Below are 17518 nucleotides of genomic sequence, written 5' to 3' on the forward strand. Positions count from 1 at the left end.
TTAGGAATGTTGTAAAATTTCAAGGTTTTTTAATTCAAGTTTGTAAATTTGCCGGATAACAAACTCTCAGATGACAACACAACAGCTTCAAGATCAAATCCAATTAAAAAAATCATTTCTTTGCGTAGGTTTAGATGTAGATTTAAATAAAATTCCTCAGCATTTATTAACATTAGAAGATCCAATTTTCGAATTTAATAAAGCAATTATTGATGCCACTCATGATCTTGCTGTTGCCTATAAACCCAATATTGCTTTTTTTGAAGCCTATGGAATAAAAGGCTGGACTTCGTTGCAAAAAACAATCGATTATATAAATGAAAAGCATCCTGAGATTTTTACAATCGCCGATGCCAAAAGAGGTGATATCGGAAATACGTCTTCAATGTATGCCAAGGCTTTTTTTGAAGATTTGAATTTTGATAGTGTAACGATTGCTCCGTATATGGGAAAAGATTCTGTTGAACCTTTCCTTGCTTTCGAAAATAAATACGCGATTTTATTAGCTTTAACCTCAAATGAAGGTGCTTTTGATTTTCAAACTTTGCAAGTTGATGGTAAAGAAGTTTACAAACACGTATTGGAAACATCCAAAACCTGGAAAAATGCTGAAAATTTAATGTATGTTGTCGGCGCTACCAAAGCCGAATATTTTACTGAAATTCGTAAAATTGTTCCTGACAGTTTCTTGCTTGTTCCTGGCGTTGGCGCACAAGGAGGAAGTCTTTCTGAAGTTTGTAAATATGGAATGAATTCTAATGTTGGATTGCTTATTAATTCTTCACGTGCTATTATCTATGCTTCAAATGGAACTGATTTTGCTGAAGTTGCAAGAACAGAAGCGTTGAAAATGCAAGAGGAAATGGCAACCATTTTGTCTAAAGTTTAATTCTTTAAAAGTTTAAAGCTGCTAAGCTACTGAGGTACTAAGATTCTTGTACGTAAAAAACAGTTATTAGTCTCTAAGTATAACTTAGCAACTCAGAAACTTAGAGACTTAGTAACTCTAAAAAAATGAAAATCTTTACAGACCAACTGGGAACTATACATTTTTTTGAAAATACGCCTCAGCGAATCGTTTCTCTCGTGCCTTCACAAACCGAATTGTTATACGACTTAGGACTTGAAGATTCAATAGTTGGTATTACTAAATTTTGCGTGCATCCGTATCATTTTAAATCAACAAAGAAAATAGTTGGAGGAACTAAGAAAGTCAATTTTGATAAAATTCGTTTGTTGCAACCTGATATTATCATTTGTAATAAAGAAGAAAATACAAAGGAAATTGTTGAAGAATTAAGGGATATTTGTCCTGTTTGGATAACTGATATTTTTACTTTAGAAGATAATTTTCAAATGATTTCCGATTTTGGAAAACTCTTTAGTCGAAGAACAGAAGCCAAGAAATGGAATGAAAAGTTATCTTTTGCCTTGAGCGATTTTAAAAATTTTATGAAGGAGATCCCTGTGAAGAATGTTGGTTATTTCATTTGGAAAAATCCTTATATGGTGGCTGGTTCAGGAACTTTTATAGATGAGTTGCTACAACTCAACCATTTTCAAAATCAATTTGCTTCGCAGGAGCGTTATCCCGAAATTGAACTTGATAATTTAGACTCTAATGGTGATTTGGATTTGGTTCTACTTTCATCTGAGCCTTTTCCTTTTAAGGCTGAAGATGGTTTCGAAATTGTAAATGCTACTCAAAATGCTAAAGCAATTTTAGTTGATGGTGAAATGTTTTCTTGGTATGGAAGCCGTTTGCTGAAAGCTCTGAATTATTTTAAATACTTGCACAATAGTTTGTAATTGTTTGAACTTTAGCGAAGTAGTGATTCAACGTTGTAAGCACCTGAAAAAAAACTATATTTGCCACAAAAAAGCTAAGTGATTAATTACACAATATATAAGAACCAAAATAGCGACCAATGGGTAACATTTGTACATGGTGCTGGCGGAAGCTCCTCTATTTGGTTCAAACAAATTAGGGATTTTAAGAAAGATTATAATGTTTTGTTGTTGGATTTAAGAGGTCATGGAGATTCTAAGACGACTTTGAAAACTGCTTTCAAACAAAAATATACTTTTTCTGCTCTGGCACATGACATTCTCGAAGTTCTGGATCATCTGCAAATTGAAAAATCACATTTCGTCGGAATTTCACTAGGTACCATTCTTATTCGGCAATTAGCCGAAATGTATCCCAATCGTGTACAAAGTATGATACTTGGTGGTGCTATTTTGAAAATGAACTTTCGTTCGCAAATATTAATGCGTTTAGGAAATACGTTCAAATATGTATTACCGTATTTGGTTTTATACAGGTTTTTCGCTTTTGTGATTATGCCTAAAAAAAGTCACAAACAATCGCGTTCACTTTTTATTACCGAAGCCAAGAAATTATATCAAAAAGAATTTATCAAGTGGTTTAAACTTACTGCCGAGATAAATCCAGTGCTAAAGTGGTTTCGTCAGGTCGAATTAAATATTCCGACACTTTACATTATGGGTGAAGAAGATTATATGTTTTTGCCGGCTGTTCGCAAAGTAGTCGAAAGTCATTATAAATCATCTCAGTTATTTGTAATCGAAAATTGCGGACATGTGGTTAATGTAGAGCAGCCAAACACTTTTAATTCTGTCGTTTTGTCTTTTATCCACACCACTAAATAAACTGAAAATAACCCAAATAAAAAATGCCTGCACCGTATAGATGCAGGCAATCTTATAACTAACCAAAACCAAAATAATAAATAACCAGTTTATTACATTGCAAAGATCAGTATAATGTTTTTGTTTTGTTGTTAAGGAATTGTTATTAGTTATTTTATAAAAGTTAAGTTTTGTATTTCAATTTTAACAAATAAAATTTTTTAAACTTTACAAATCCATAATTAATTGGATTATAGTTGTTTGGTTTGGTGATGCAAGTCTTTATTTTTTATCCTGCAAAGCAAATACTCTCTTTAAAACATCAGATGTTCTTGCATTGATATTAGTTCTGATATTTTTTTCTTCGACAGTGATCATTTTAAAAACACCATCAAGAGCTTTGTTGGTAACATAATCTGTCAAATCAGGATTTACTTTAGTTACCAATGGAATGGTATTATATTGTTTAATTATTTTTGTCCAAATCACATCAGCACCGACTTTTCCAATCGATTGTTGAACTACAGGGCTGAATTTGGCATACAGCGGAGTAGTAGTCGCTGATTGCAAATAAAGTGTTGCGGCATTTTCACTTCCAAGCAAAATACTTTTTGCATCTGTTATTGTGATGTCTTTAATAGCGGTTACAAATATTGGAGTAGCTTCTTTCACGGCATCTTCTGCAGCTCTATTTAAAGCAAGAATACCTTGATCTGCCAATTTTGACATTCCCATTCTACGCAAAGTTTTATCAACTTTTGCTAATTCTTCTGGCATTAAAATTTTTACGGCTTCATTTTTATAAAAACCATCGGTTTTAGTAAGTTTTGACACTTGTTCAGTAACACCTTTGTTAAGAGCTTCTTTTAATCCGGCAGCAATGTCTAAATTGCTATTTGTTTTGGTAGCTGCAGCGATTTTTTCGGCAGCTTTCGCTAAAATGTCTTTAAATTGTGCATTGCTAATTGCAGGTATAAGTAGTAGCAGGAGTAGGGCTTTTTTCATTTTATTAATTTTTTTTCAAATGTAGAGAAACATACTTAAGGATAAAAAACAATTGGTAGTTTTAGTTTTTAAACTAATCATTTTAACAAAATGATAATATTCAAAAAGGATTTTGAATTAATATGATTTATTCTATTCCATAGTTTGTACTTGGTTTTGTATAGTTAACCAATTGTTTAATCGGTTTTGCGATAATTATTTTTTATTTGTATAAAGCGTATATTTACATGTCAACTATAAATAACATAATTAATTAAAATATGAAAAAATTACTAATACTATGTATTGCATTTTTATTTGGTAATACCATTTTGTCTTTTGCATCGACAGTAGATACTTTGCAAATTCCTAGTGTGGCCATGAATAAGAATTATAAAGCGGCAGTTGTGCTTCCAAATTCTTATGCTAAAGGAAAATCGACTTATCCGGTGCTTTATCTTTTGCACGGTGCTTATGGACATTTTGCAGATTGGGTGTCAAAGACTCCTAATAAAAATACTGTAAAGAATTTAGCCGATCAATATAATATTATAATTGTAATGCCGGAAGGCGAAACATTTAGTTTCTATCTTGACAGTCCCGTAAATAAAGAAAGTCAGTTTGAAACCTATATTACTTCTGAAGTGATTCAGAAAATTGACAAAACCTACCGAACTATTAATGACAAAAAAGGACGTGCTATAGCTGGACTTTCTATGGGTGGTCACGGTGCTTTGTATTTGTCTTCTAAACATCCAGAATTGTTTTGTGCCGCAGGAAGTATGAGTGGGGCTGTAGATATGGGTACGATGTTGGGCAGAGAGCCAAATGATCAAGTTATAAAATTAATGCAACCTGTTTTTGGAGATCAAAGTACCAATCAGGATTTGTATGATAAAAATGCTGTAATCGGAATGGTCGATAAAATAAAGGGTAATAAACTGCCATTAATTATCGATTGTGGCGTTGATGATTTTCTGATTGAACCTAATAGAGAATTGCATAGAAGATTAGTTTATGCCAAAGTTCCTCATGATTACATAGAGCGTCCCGGAGCACATACATGGGAATATTGGGAGAATTCGTTGCCTTATCAGGTGTTGTTTTTTAGTAAAATTTGGAAAGCCAACGGTTCAATGGCTAATTAATTTGTTAGATATTTTTTATTTGTTTAAAAAAAAAATAAAGTATAATATTTTAAAGACTAGCGAGTAAGGTTAAGGTTTTATGTTAAAAAACGAAATCGATTGAATTTTTTTGATTGAAATTACTTAAAATAATTTTTTTGGCTTAATTTTTGAAATACCTTTATCGAACTTTAAATAAAAATTAAGATGAAAAAAATAATAACAATTTTAACAGTAATAGCAATGTTTGGGTTTCAAGCTTGCGAAGGACCTGAAGGACCAGAAGGACCTCCGGGTGAAGCAGGTCCTAATAGTGAAGTTTTCGAAGTTTCGGGAGTTAAGTTTGATACAACAAACGGTTATGCACCATTAATACCACTAAATCCTGCAATACAAGCGTCAGATATGGTTTTGGTTTATAGGTTGTCAGGCTCAACTAATACTGGTGCTGATATTTGGAAATTACTCCCAGAAACATACTATTTTGACGATGGGACTAAAAATTTTGGTTACAATTTTGATTTTAGTATTAATGATGTGAGTATATTTTTAGAAGGAAATGATTTAGCAACAGTTGGTAATGAATATAGATTGAACCAAGTTTTTAGAATTGTTATAATTCCTGGCTATCTGACATATGCTTCAACAGGTAAAAATGCAAATACCAAAAAAATCGATTATTCCGATTATAATGCAGTTATTAAAGTTTATAATGTTGATGATTCAAATGTGAAGGTTTTAAAATATTAAGCCCTTAATCATATTAAAAAAGCTGTCATTTGACAGCTTTTTTTTTTGAAATAATGATTATAAATTTAAATTAATCCAAATTGGATTCTTTTTTATCCGCAATCCTAATTGAAACAATTACTCCAACAAGTAAAGAAACAAATATAAACCCGAGCGAAGCCCATTCTGGAACATCTATATAATCATGCAGTAGCATTTTGAGCCCAACAAAGCTTAATATTGCAATCAGGCTGTATTCCAAGTGACTGAATTTTTCTAGCATATTTGCCAGGAAAAAGTACATAGAGCGCAAACCTAATATCGCAAAAATATTAGAACTAAATACCAAGAAAGGATCTGATGTAATTGCTAGAATCGCTGGAACACTATCTACGGCAAAGATAACATCCATTACTTCAATAATAATTAAAGCTACAAACAATGGAGTAGCGGCATTTCCTGTTTCGGTTTTTATAAAAAAATGTTCTTTTTCTGTTTGTGTAGAAATTGGAATTATTTTACTTAAAATTCTATAGACAATCGATTTTTGAGGATTAAATTCTTTTTCATCTTCAGAAGAAAACAACATTTTCATTGCTGTAAATATCAAGAAGACTCCAAAAACATATGTTGTCCATGAAAATTTATTGATCAACAAAACGCCAAAGAAAATCATTAACCCCCGAAAAACTATCGCACCCAATATTCCCCAAAACAAAACTCGGTGTTGGTATTCGTTTTTAATTTTGAATGAAGCAAATATTAATGCAATTACAAAAATATTATCAATACTTAACGATAGCTCAATTAAATATCCGGTAATAAATTTCATTGAAGCAACTCCTGGTCTTAAACGATCTGGATTTAAAACATAATTGGTAGTATAGAGCCAATATACAACTCCCGAAAAAAGAAAAGATGAGGCTATCCAAATAGCAGTCCATTTACTAGCTTCTTTAGTGCTAATAACGTGGGGATTTTTATTGAATACACCTAAATCGAGTGCCAATATCAATATTATTAGTACTAAGAATAATATCCAGACGATCATAATACAATGATTTTAGTTATATATTTCAAATGTAAGATTTGTTTTTTAAAGTCTAATTATTGATTATTAAATAATTAAATTAAAGGTTTATTAATGGTTGTAATAGTATAGATTAAACATTGTTATTAAAATGCAAAAAAAAATGCCTTCGATTTACAAAGGCATTTTTTTATGATTAAATGGCTGTTATTACAAAGCTGATTTTACAGTTTTAATAATTCTTGCAGCAATTTTATATGGATCACCATTTGATGCTGGTCTTCTATCTTCCAACCATCCTTTCCATCCTTTTTGAACGGTCATTAATGGAATACGAATTGAACATCCTCTATCAGAAACTCCATAAGAGAAATCGTGGATAGAAGCAGTTTCGTGTTTACCAGTCAAACGTTGATCATTGTAAGCTCCGTAAACAGCTATGTGCTCAGCAGTAACAGGACGGAAAGCCTCACAGATTTTTTCGTAAACTTCTTGAGAACCACAAGTTCTTAATACTGAATTAGAGAAGTTAGCGTGCATACCAGAACCATTCCAATCTGTATCTCCTAGTGGTTTTGGATGATATTCAATATAATAACCATATTTCTCAGTCAAACGGTCTAATAAATATCGAGCAACCCAGATTTCATCACCCGCTTTTTTAGCTCCTTTAGCAAACAATTGGAATTCCCATTGTCCACAAGCAACTTCTTGATTTATCCCTTCAAAGTTGATTCCGGCAGCGATACATAAATCAGCATGCTCTTCAACTAATTTTCTTCCGTGTGTGTTTTTTCCACCTACTGAACAGTAGTACATCCCTTGTGGAGCAGGGTAACCTCCAACTGGGAATCCAAGAGGAAGTTGAGTTTTTGTATCCATGATGAAATACTCTTGTTCAAATCCAAACCAGAAATCATCATCTTCATCATCAATTGTCGCTCTACCGTTTGAAGGGTGTGGAGTTCCATCTGCGTACATAACTTCAGACATAACTAAATATCCATTGATACGTGTTGGATCTGGATAAATAGCAACTGGTACCAAAAGACAATCTGATGATCCGCCTTGTGCTTGTTTTGTTGATGAACCATCAAATGACCAGTTTCCTAGTTCAGCTAATGTTCCTTGAAAATTTTCGTGTTCTTCAACTTTAGTTTTGCTTCTTAAATTTTGTGTAGGTTCATATCCGTCTAACCAGATATACTCTAATTTTATTTTAGCCATAATATTATAATTAGTTTTTTTTGTTTTTTCAGATGCAAATATAAAATAAATTACTTATGTCGTAAAATTAGGGGGTAGTTTTTATTTAAGTCTTTTTAATTTTTGATATTACTGCATTTTATGAGGGGTATATTTTAAAAATTGCAATTTTAAGGGGGTATAATGATTAATTTCATAATCTAGAAATTTTTGATGTTAAATTTAATTTAAGACTTTTATTACACAATTAGATAAAATTGGTTTAATGACTATTTTTTTTGGTCATATATCAACTCTGTTTTAAATAACTGCTTATTCGTTTCACGCTTTAATTATTTGTTAAATAGAATGATTTATATTTGTATGTGTTTTTTTAGTAAATATTAATTTTAAGATGGAGTATATGTCGTCAATTCGTTTTCAAGCTTTAAAGGAAGCTTCTAATAGAAAGTTAATTGATTTTCAGGAATTTGGTAGAAAATCGGAGCTTTTTGGATCTAATGTGTTTAATGATAAAGCAATGAAGCAATACTTGACTTCGGATGCTTTTAAAGCGGTACAAGGGGCAGTTCAATATGGAACTAAAATTGATAGAAAATTGGCAGATTATATTGCCATGGGTATGAAAGAATGGGCCTTAGCTAAAGGTGTTACGCATTATACACACTGGTTTCAGCCTCTTACTGGAACAACAGCAGAAAAACATGATGCTTTTTTTGAAACTTCGTATGATGGAAGCGACCCACTCGAAAAATTTGGCGGTGCTCAATTAGTGCAACAGGAACCAGATGCTTCCAGTTTTCCGAATGGAGGAATCAGAAATACTTTTGAGGCTAGGGGATATACCGCTTGGGATCCAACTTCGCCTGCTTTTATCTTTGGTACAACTTTATGTATTCCAACAATTTTCATCTCATATACAGGAGAAGCTTTAGATAATAAAATTCCATTATTAAGAGCATTATCCGCTATGGATGAAGCTGCGACAGAAGTATGTAGATATTTTGATAAAAATGTAAAGAAAGTAACAGCTACCTTAGGATGGGAACAAGAATATTTTTTGATTGACAGATCTTTGGCTAATTCTCGTCCTGATATCATTATGACAGGAAGAACTTTGCTGGGACATACTTCGGCAAAGGGACAACAATTAGATGATCATTATTTTGGTTCTATTCCAACTCGTGCATTAACTTATATGAGAGATTTAGAGCAAGAATGTATGTTGCTCGGAATACCTGTAAAAACCCGTCATAATGAAGTTGCTCCGAATCAATTTGAATTCGCTCCAATCTTTGAAGAAGCAAACCTTGCTGTAGATCATAATTGTCTATTAATGGATATCATGCAAAAAGTTGCAGAACGTCATGATTTGAAAGTTTTATTGCATGAGAAACCATTTAAAGGAGTAAATGGTTCAGGAAAGCATAATAACTGGTCTCTTTCAACTGATACAGGTGTTAATTTGTTGAGTCCAAGTAAAACTCCAATGACCAATTTGCAATTTTTGACATTCTTTATTAATACCATTAAAGCGGTAAATGATTATGAAGCTTTATTAAGAGGATCAATTGCTACTGCAAGCAATGATCATAGGTTAGGGGCTAATGAAGCGCCACCAGCAATTATATCAGTATTTATAGGAGAGCAACTGACTAAAGTTTTAGCTGAATTAGAAGGAGTTTCAACAGGAAAATTATCCCCTGAAGAGAAAACTGATTTAAAATTGAACGTTGTCGGTAAAATTCCAGATGTTCTTTTAGATAATACTGATAGAAATAGAACATCTCCATTTGCTTTTACAGGAAATAAATTTGAATTCAGAGCGGTTGGTTCATCGGCAAATTGTTCAAATGCAATGACAACATTAAATACTATTGTTGCCAAACAACTTAAAGATTTCAAAGTCGCTGTTGATATCTTGATTGAATCTAAAGACATGAAAAAAGATGATGCGATTTTCAATGTCTTACGAGAATATATCAAACAATCTAAAAAAATTCTTTTTGAAGGAGATGGTTATAGTGATGCTTGGGAAAAAGAAGCTGCAAAAAGAGGTTTAAGCAATTACAAAACTACGCCAGAAGCTTTGAAAGCAAGAGCGACTCAACAAGCATTAGATTTATTTTCTGAAATGGGAGTAATGAACCATATTGAAATGGAAGCCCGCTACGAAATTGAATTAGAAGAATACACCAAAAAAATTCAAATAGAAGGTAGAGTGTTGGGAGATATCTCTAAAAATCATGTGATTCCTACTGCTATCAAATATCAAAATACTTTGATTGAAAATGTGAAAGGTCTGAAAGATATTTTTGGTTCCGAATTTGAATCTATTGCAAAAGAGCAGATTGTTTTGATAAAAGAAATTTCCAGACATATAGAAGGAATTAATTCTAAAGTTGAGGAAATGACTGAAGAAAGAAAAAAAGCTAATAATTTAACAGATGCATTAGCAATGGCTGAGGCGTATTGTAATAATGTAAAGCCGTATTTCGAAGTTATTAGAAACCATTGTGACAAGTTAGAATTGTTAGTGGATAATGAATTATGGACATTAACAAAATATAGAGAATTGCTTCTGACTAAATAGAATTAGGTGTAAATTCTATTAAAACCTGTTCAATAAAATGGACAGGTTTTTTTATTTTTAAAAGTAAAAAGGCAATGTATTTTTTATTAGTAATCATTTTCTTAGCACAGTTTTTGTCAGACAAGTAGTTCATCGTGATAGTTTAACAGTTTGTCGAAAAGTGGCTTGTTTAGTTTTAAATTACTTGTTTCGAGGTTGTTGTTTTAAAAAAAGATATATAAATTTGACTTGTGAAAATGGAAAATTAGGATGTTTACCAATGATGAAGTGATCACAAAAAAAAAGATTCCCCAATCTACTTTACCTGCATAATAATATTAGAATTAACAACCAATTAAATATATTTATTATGAAAAAAGTAGTTTTAAGCATCTCAGCGATGCTATTTGTAGGAGCAATTGGATTTGCTCAGGCTAACACATCTGTAGCTAGTACAGTTGGTAATGGGAATGCTGCTAACGTGACTCAGCACGGAACATGGAATGGCTCGATATTACATCAAAATGGAGATGGAAATACAGCTAATGCGTATCAAGGAGTTCTACCAAATAGCTATCCAGCAGATCATAATGCGGCTATACAATTACAAAATGGGAACGGTAATTTAATACAAGTTTCTCAAAGTAATAAAAATAACTTTTCTGATCAAAAACAATTTGGTAATTCAAATGAAGCTAAAGTTTGGCAAGATCAAATTGCAGCATCTCCACTTGGTAATGCATTAGGAGGAGGAGATAAAGCTTGGCAAACTCAAACTGGAGATCACAATAAAGCAACTATTGATCAAGGTACTACTGGAAATGAAAGACCTACTCCATCAACAAGTTTCTTTGAAGCTGATGCACTTGCTGCAGCAAATCTTGTGGTAGTTCCTTTTGGTCCTAATGGAGGAAATGAGGCAACACAAACTCAAAACAATAATTGGAATGAAGCGCTTTCTAGCCAAGGAGGTACAGCTAATAAATCTTATCAAACTCAGACTAATACAAAAGCAGGAGCTACTTCAGCAGACGTGAATCTTTCTAAACATTACGCTTATGGTGAAGGAAATACAGCAACAACTGTTCAAACAGGTTTCAAATTAAAAGAAAATACATTATTGATAGGTAAATTAAATAAATCGACTGTAACTCAAACTGGTAATGACCATTCTGCTATCTCCTTTGTAAGCGGGAATAGTAATACTCATATAGTTACTCAAACTAATGCTTTGCCGTAATTATAATTAATGGGATACAATGTGAGATAGTCATTTAAAAATAATGACTATCTCATTTTTTAATTTTAAAAAATAAATAAAATGAAAACAATATTTATAAATAGTAGTGTCATCCTTTTATTTTTTACTCAGTTGATTTTTTCTCAAGAAAAAGAAGAAAATTCAGAATTTAAAAACTATAGTTCATCTGTATTTGATAAAAAAGAGACAGCTTTAAGTTTAATTTCTGCAGCTTCTGATAGTAAGGAAAAAACAACAACAGTCGATTATTTAAAGAATCAAAATTCAATAGTTTCGATCATACAAATTGGCGATTATAATACATCTGATTTAAATGTTAAATCTGACAAGGCTAATATAGGAGTGATGCAGAATGGGAATTACAATGAATATACTTTAGTGAAGAGTGCTAAAACATTATCCACTGATGTACTTCAAAATGGAAATAATAATGTAATTGATGATTATTCTTATCGTACTAATTACGATGTTAATACCAAAATGACTCAAAACGGAAATAATCAGAACATCAAAAGCATTGGAACCAACTCAATATCAAAAGATATGAAAGTTACGCAAACAGGTAACGGTGCATCAGTAATAATCCTGAACAAATTAAATTAAAATGCAAGCAGGGAAAATCAATATCAGTATTATTTTTTTATTTTTTAGCTGCATTTTTTATGCTCAAAATGCAGTTATTCAAAATGAAATAAAAGCTAAAATTGATGTCGAAAAAGTAGAAAGTAATATTACAATTACTGGAACTGCAGAAAACATGACTAATATAACTAAGAGCGCATCTTATAAATTATCAGTGATAAAAAATAATCATATAAATAATAATAGTTCTAATAATTCGCAGGATGGGGTTTTTACATTAAAACCAAATGAAAAGATTAAATTATCGACAACACAAGTTAACTTAACTAGTGATGATGAGGTAATAGTATTGTTGTTATTTTTTAATGAAAACAAAGAAATCATAAGCAAAGACCGTATGGTTTTTGGTGACGAAAAAAAAAAGACCAATTAGAACAGCCAGTAGCTAAGCCTGATGATAGTTTTACAATGAGAGGAATTATAACGGATGATACCAAAACTAAAGCAGGTAAAGATTTTTATGATAAATTTTTTTTTAAATACAATGATGTAGGAATAAATGCAAAGGAAATAGTTTTGATTGGAGAAGAATATACTTTTGCCCGAAACACAAAGATTACCATCACAGTTGATAACGAAGTTATATATGAATTTATAATTCGGCCTGATGATGATTTTTTAGAAGAAGTATCCGATGAAGCGATTAGTACTACATATTATTATTTTAAGGAGAAAGAAAAGCAATCTAAATATTTTACCCAATATTAATCTATAAGTTATGAAACCTACATTTATACTTTTATTTTTGGCATTATCGTACTATTCGATGAATGCTCAAGCTTTGGTTTATAAAGCAGTTAATCCTGCCTTTGGAGGCGATACTTTTAATTACCAATGGTTATTAAGTAGCGCTGAAGCACAAAATAAACATAAAGAAGCAGTTGATATCACAACAGATAAACAAACAGATCTTCAAAAATTTAAAGCTAGTTTAAACTCACAATTATTAAGTCAAATTTCGAGTTCACTTTATAAACAGCAGTTTGGAACCGACGGTCTGTCGGAGGGTTCATATACTTTTGGAAATTATGCAGTAGATGTTTTTCCTTCATCGGATGGTTTGTCAGTAAATATTCTTGACACAACGACAGGCGAGCAAACACAAGTAATAATTCCAAAAAAATAATATGAGAATATCTACCTATGCTTTTATTGTACTTGTACTACTTATGTCTAGTTGTGGTGCTTATTATAACCAGCCAACTGGAGTTGAAAAAGCAATTATTGGTGAAAGCACACCAGCAACATCATTACTGAAAAACTTACCAACTCCTAAGCAACAAGTTGTTGTTGGGGTTTATAAATTTAGAGACCAGACAGGACAATACAAACCACTTGAAAACGGAAGCAGTTTTAGTACTGCCGTGACTCAAGGGGCTACCTCTATATTGATCAAAGCGCTGGAAGATTCCAAATGGTTTATTCCCATCGAAAGGGAGAATATTGGAAATTTATTGCAAGAACGTAACCTCATTCGTTCTACACGTCAGGAATATGACAAACCAGCCAATCCAAATGATCCACAGTTAACACCTCTTTTATATGCTGGCGTATTATTAGAAGGGGGAATAATATCATATGATTCAAATATTATTACGGGAGGATTTGGTGCTCGTTATTTTGGGGCAGGCTCTTCTGTGAAATATCGTCAGGATCGAATTACTATTTATTTGCGAATGGTTTCTACTGCCAATGGAAAAATCCTTAAAACAGTCTATGTATCTAAAACAATTTTATCACAAGCAATCGATGCAAGTTTGTTTAGATATGTAGATGTCAAAAGACTTTTAGAAGTGGAAACAGGCTATACAACCAATGAACCAACTCATATGGCTGTAACCGAAGCAATCGAAAAAGCAGTTGAATCTATGGTTTTGGAGGGTATTCAAGATGATATTTTAAAAACTGATGATCCTAAAGAAAAAGTAGACGCTTTATTAGAGAAATATAAAAAAGAAAATCAAGTTGCAGATAATTCACAAATTTATGGTCGGGATTTGGAGCCTAAAAGAAACAGATTTGGACTTGAAATTTCAGGGGGTGCTACTTTAATGGATGGAGATTATTTGAATCCATTAGCAAGACCATTCGGTAGAGGAGCTATTAAATACTTTGTTGCTCCAGCGCTTAATATTTCAGCATCTACAAACGTTGTCAATTTAGCAAACCAAAACAATCTGGATGTTGGTTATATAACAGGAGATTTAAACGTTGAATGGTTGTTATTACCTAGGGATACTTTTTCGCCTTATTTATACGTAGGTGGAGGATATGGCTTTAATAAAAAATTTGAAAATGCACATGCGAAAACGCAAGTTGGAGCAGGATTAGAATATTTATTTTCTGACCGTTTAGGAATTAAATTATTCGGGGAATACAACATCAATTTTAGTGATAACATCGATTATATTGAAGCAGGGGTTAGAGATGATTTTTATTATAAATTCGGTCTGGGACTTACTTATTATTTTGGTAAAAAATTAAAATGATTTGATAATAAGGAATAATTATAATTTAAAATATACAGAATGAAACATATAAACTCAATCTTTTTTTTAATCGTTTTTTCAATTTTATATTCATGTAGTGAAGAGAAAATTGATACTACTGATGTTGTATATGGTAAAATAACTGGTAAAGTTGTTACTAGCGATACTTTTGCACCTTTACAAAATGTAAAAGTTTTTTCGAGCCCTTCTTCAAGTATTGTTTTTACTGATGCCGAAGGTAATTTTGTGATAAATAATATAAAAGTTGGAGAATATGCACTTCAGGCACAAATAGATGGCTATTTGACAAAATTTGAATCTGTTACTGTTAATAAAGATCAAACCAGTGAAGTAGTTTTTGAAATGTCTGTAAATTCGGGTCCTAATGTGATTCCTACTATTCCAACAGTTGTTGCTCCTTTGGATAATGCGATCAATCAGCCTATCAATACCAAATTAGAATGGAATGCAACTGATTCTAATACAAAAGATGTTTTGACTTATGAAATAAAGATTCGTAATGATAAAAATTCAGATGTACTTGTGTTTTCGGATCTTAAAGAAAAAACTTTGCAATTGACTAATTTAACTTACGGAACAAAATATTTTTGGCAGGTTTCTGTAACTGACTCAAAAAGTGCTGCAATATTAAGCCCTCTTTTTTCTTTTTCGACCTTACCATTTCCAACAACACGTTATTTGTTAGTGCAAAAAGTAAATAGTAATAACGTTATCTATGCTGTTGACGATGCTAATAAACTTTATCAAATTACTGATCCGAAAAATAATAGTTGGAGACCTAGAAAAAATAATCAGTCTGGAAAAATTGCATTTATTCAATCAAGTGGTGCGCAAAATCATATTTTTATGATGAATCCTGATGGAACTAATGTTGCTCAAATTACTAGTGCAGTTCCTATTGCTGGGTTTAATCCTGATTTTATTGGATTTTCATGGAATGCTGCCGGAAATAAGGTTATCTATCCGTATTTTGATAAATTATACATGATAGGAAGCGATGGTAGCGGATTAACAAAAATATTCCAAACTCCAGATGGTAAATTTATTTCTGAATGTGATTGGAGTTCAGATGGAACTAAAATTGCTTTAAAAGTAAATGATTTGGATGGATACAATGCTAAAATCTATGTAATTAATACTTCTGGAGATATTACAGACCAAATTATATCAGGACAGAGTGGTGCCATTGGTAGTTTAAATTTTTCAGTTACAGGTCAAAAATTATTGTATTGTAGAGATGTATCTGGTTATGAAAACCCAACGTACAGACAGTTGGATATGAGGATCTTTGAATATAATTTTGCTACTTTGACATCATATCAGATTCTGACAGAAAAAAATTCAGGAACAAACGATTATGATGCTCGTTATTCACCAAATGAATCGGAAATAATTTTTACTAATTCTTCAAATGATGGAATATCCGCAAAAAATATTCTAAAAACTACCATTGGGGCAACTAATTCTAGACAAGTCTTATTTACAGGTAGTATGCCTGATTGGGAATAAAGAATGCTTTCCAATTTTTTAAGTTGAATTTTTAAATAATTAAATTCTGTTTTAAAAATAAAACTGTTCTAGAATCAATAAAATATCGTATAAAGGTTGAAATTCGTTCTTCCTCTTCTTGTAAATTTTACAAAAGAGTTTGAACGTTTTTCTTTTTTATAAGATTAGGTTAAAAAAAGTATCAATTTTTTTATTGTAATTTTGAGAAAATAAATCCCCAAAAGATGAAGTTTATCCTTGCTCTACTGTTCAGTTTTATGGCTTCTTGTGCAATCGCTCAGGAACAGGTTTCATTTTTTTTTGATAGTGACAAATTTGTTTTAAAGAAAACAGAATTATTAAAGTTGAATGAATGGCTTATTGTAAACAAAGACGTGAAAGTCGTTGGAGTTTATGGTTTTTGTGATGAAGAAGGATCTGTCGGATATAATGATACTTTGGCTCAAAAAAGAATCAATTATGTATTCAATATTATAAAAGGAAAGGTGAAAATCAGAGAGGATTTTAAGACCAGAAGCTTTGGGAAATTACATACTTTATCTCCCATTAAAGCCGAAAACAGAAAAGTGACTTTGTATTATATTCTTCCAAAAGATTTTGAAAATGAGGAAAAAATTATACAAGAAAAACCAGCAGCTGTAGTCGAAAAGAAAAAACCAATTATTAAATTTCCAGATTCGTATGTTTATGAGAATCCCGACGGCTCCACTGCCACTATAAAATTGGATACAGTTTTTATGCGAAAAGTAAGTGCTGCCAATGTCGGCGAAAAACTCAAATTGGAAAACATGAATTTTTATGTAGATACTTTTGCAATAATACCTCAGTCTCGATCAGTATTATTTGAATTACTGACGATTATGAAAAGTTGTCCAGACTTAAAAATTCAAATTCAAGGTCATATTTGTTGTGTTCAGAAAGATTTTAGGGATTTAAGTACACAACGAGCCAAAGCTATTTACAAGTTTTTGGAATTTAATGGAATTGAAAAAAGCAGAATGACTTTTGTTGGTTTTGCAAGTACCAAACCACTATATCCGTTACCTGAAAAAAACGAAGCAGAACGGGAAGCCAATCGTCGTGTAGAGATTGAAATTATTGCTAATTAATATTTTTCTAATAAATAGTTAGCAGTCTGTACATAATTTTAAACAAAAAACTTAGAATCTTAGTGACTCTAATGCTTAGAAACTTTAAAAATTTAAAATTGTATAATTGTTACTTTAAAATTATCTTTGCCCAACTTTCACACAACTAAAAAATGAGTTCAGATACTTCCAAAAGATATGCACAACG

At 31.6% G+C, this 17518-nt stretch carries 17 protein-coding genes; 14 read left to right on the forward strand and 3 right to left on the reverse strand.

What is annotated here, in order from left to right:
* The first annotated feature begins 70 nt into the window (after nucleotides 1-70).
* The 3 genes from pyrF to VLC96_RS01985 all read left to right on the forward strand — a co-directional run bounded on the left by pyrF (nucleotide 71) and on the right by VLC96_RS01985 (nucleotide 2673).
* Nucleotides 71-889, forward strand: coding sequence for an orotidine-5'-phosphate decarboxylase (gene pyrF, locus VLC96_RS01975; protein WP_325260371.1), 819 nt, complete (start codon nucleotides 71-73; stop codon nucleotides 887-889).
* Between the two features lie 125 nt (nucleotides 890-1014).
* Nucleotides 1015-1809: an ABC transporter substrate-binding protein gene (locus VLC96_RS01980; protein ID WP_325260372.1), complete on the forward strand. Its 795-nt coding sequence runs from the start codon at nucleotides 1015-1017 to the stop codon at nucleotides 1807-1809.
* A gap of 78 nt (nucleotides 1810-1887) precedes the next feature.
* Nucleotides 1888-2673, forward strand: a complete 786-nt coding sequence (locus VLC96_RS01985; RefSeq protein WP_325260373.1) for an alpha/beta fold hydrolase — start codon at nucleotides 1888-1890, stop codon at nucleotides 2671-2673.
* Between the two features lie 261 nt (nucleotides 2674-2934).
* Here the strand turns inward: VLC96_RS01985 and VLC96_RS01990 are convergent, their stop codons facing one another.
* Complete coding sequence (locus tag VLC96_RS01990) at nucleotides 2935-3657, reverse strand: DUF4197 domain-containing protein (RefSeq protein WP_325260374.1); 723 nt, start codon at nucleotides 3655-3657, stop codon at nucleotides 2935-2937.
* Between the two features lie 260 nt (nucleotides 3658-3917).
* Here VLC96_RS01990 and VLC96_RS01995 point away from each other — a divergent pair, with 260 nt between their 5' ends.
* Entirely contained in the window at nucleotides 3918-4784 is an 867-nt protein-coding gene (locus tag VLC96_RS01995) for an alpha/beta hydrolase (protein WP_325260375.1), read from the forward strand.
* Nucleotides 4785-4970: 186 nt separating this feature from the next.
* On the forward strand, nucleotides 4971-5513 hold the full coding sequence (locus tag VLC96_RS02000) for a hypothetical protein (RefSeq protein WP_325260376.1): 543 nt from the start codon (nucleotides 4971-4973) through the stop codon (nucleotides 5511-5513).
* Between the two features lie 70 nt (nucleotides 5514-5583).
* On the opposite strand, the gene VLC96_RS02005 is transcribed toward VLC96_RS02000, so the two are convergent.
* Nucleotides 5584-6543 (reverse strand): TerC/Alx family metal homeostasis membrane protein, encoded by a 960-nt coding sequence (locus VLC96_RS02005; RefSeq protein WP_325260377.1) that lies wholly within the window; start codon nucleotides 6541-6543, stop codon nucleotides 5584-5586.
* Between the two features lie 189 nt (nucleotides 6544-6732).
* A complete protein-coding gene (locus VLC96_RS02010; protein ID WP_325260378.1) occupies nucleotides 6733-7749 on the reverse strand; it encodes a glutamine synthetase beta-grasp domain-containing protein in 1017 nt (338 codons plus the stop codon).
* Between the two features lie 382 nt (nucleotides 7750-8131).
* On the opposite strand from VLC96_RS02010, the gene VLC96_RS02015 reads away from it, so the two are divergent.
* From VLC96_RS02015 to VLC96_RS02055, 9 genes are all read left to right on the forward strand, one after another.
* Nucleotides 8132-10321 carry a glutamine synthetase III family protein gene (locus VLC96_RS02015; RefSeq protein WP_325260379.1) on the forward strand — a complete coding sequence of 730 codons (2190 nt, stop codon included), beginning with the start codon at nucleotides 8132-8134 and terminating at the stop codon, nucleotides 10319-10321.
* Between the two features lie 349 nt (nucleotides 10322-10670).
* Nucleotides 10671-11540, forward strand: coding sequence for a hypothetical protein (locus VLC96_RS02020; RefSeq protein WP_325260380.1), 870 nt, complete (start codon nucleotides 10671-10673; stop codon nucleotides 11538-11540).
* An 81-nt stretch (nucleotides 11541-11621) separates the two neighbouring features.
* Nucleotides 11622-12164 (forward strand): hypothetical protein, encoded by a 543-nt coding sequence (locus VLC96_RS02025; protein ID WP_325260381.1) that lies wholly within the window; start codon nucleotides 11622-11624, stop codon nucleotides 12162-12164.
* Nucleotide 12165: 1 nt separating this feature from the next.
* On the forward strand, nucleotides 12166-12576 hold the full coding sequence (gene csgH, locus VLC96_RS02030) for a curli-like amyloid fiber formation chaperone CsgH (protein ID WP_325260382.1): 411 nt from the start codon (nucleotides 12166-12168) through the stop codon (nucleotides 12574-12576).
* Between the two features lie 35 nt (nucleotides 12577-12611).
* Nucleotides 12612-12911 carry a CsgE family curli-type amyloid fiber assembly protein gene (locus VLC96_RS02035; RefSeq protein ID WP_325260383.1) on the forward strand — a complete coding sequence of 100 codons (300 nt, stop codon included), beginning with the start codon at nucleotides 12612-12614 and terminating at the stop codon, nucleotides 12909-12911.
* Between the two features lie 10 nt (nucleotides 12912-12921).
* A complete protein-coding gene (locus tag VLC96_RS02040) occupies nucleotides 12922-13329 on the forward strand; it encodes a curli production assembly/transport component CsgF (RefSeq protein WP_325260384.1) in 408 nt (135 codons plus the stop codon).
* A 1-nt stretch (nucleotide 13330) separates the two neighbouring features.
* Nucleotides 13331-14692, forward strand: coding sequence for a CsgG/HfaB family protein (locus VLC96_RS02045; RefSeq protein ID WP_325260385.1), 1362 nt, complete (start codon nucleotides 13331-13333; stop codon nucleotides 14690-14692).
* A 39-nt stretch (nucleotides 14693-14731) separates the two neighbouring features.
* Nucleotides 14732-16222: a carboxypeptidase-like regulatory domain-containing protein gene (locus VLC96_RS02050; RefSeq protein WP_325260386.1), complete on the forward strand. Its 1491-nt coding sequence runs from the start codon at nucleotides 14732-14734 to the stop codon at nucleotides 16220-16222.
* Nucleotides 16223-16446: 224 nt separating this feature from the next.
* Nucleotides 16447-17331 carry an OmpA family protein gene (locus tag VLC96_RS02055; protein ID WP_325260387.1) on the forward strand — a complete coding sequence of 295 codons (885 nt, stop codon included), beginning with the start codon at nucleotides 16447-16449 and terminating at the stop codon, nucleotides 17329-17331.
* The last annotated feature ends 187 nt before the right edge of the window (nucleotides 17332-17518 follow it).

This window comes from Flavobacterium sp. (assembly GCF_035456085.1).
Taxonomy (GTDB): domain Bacteria; phylum Bacteroidota; class Bacteroidia; order Flavobacteriales; family Flavobacteriaceae; genus Flavobacterium.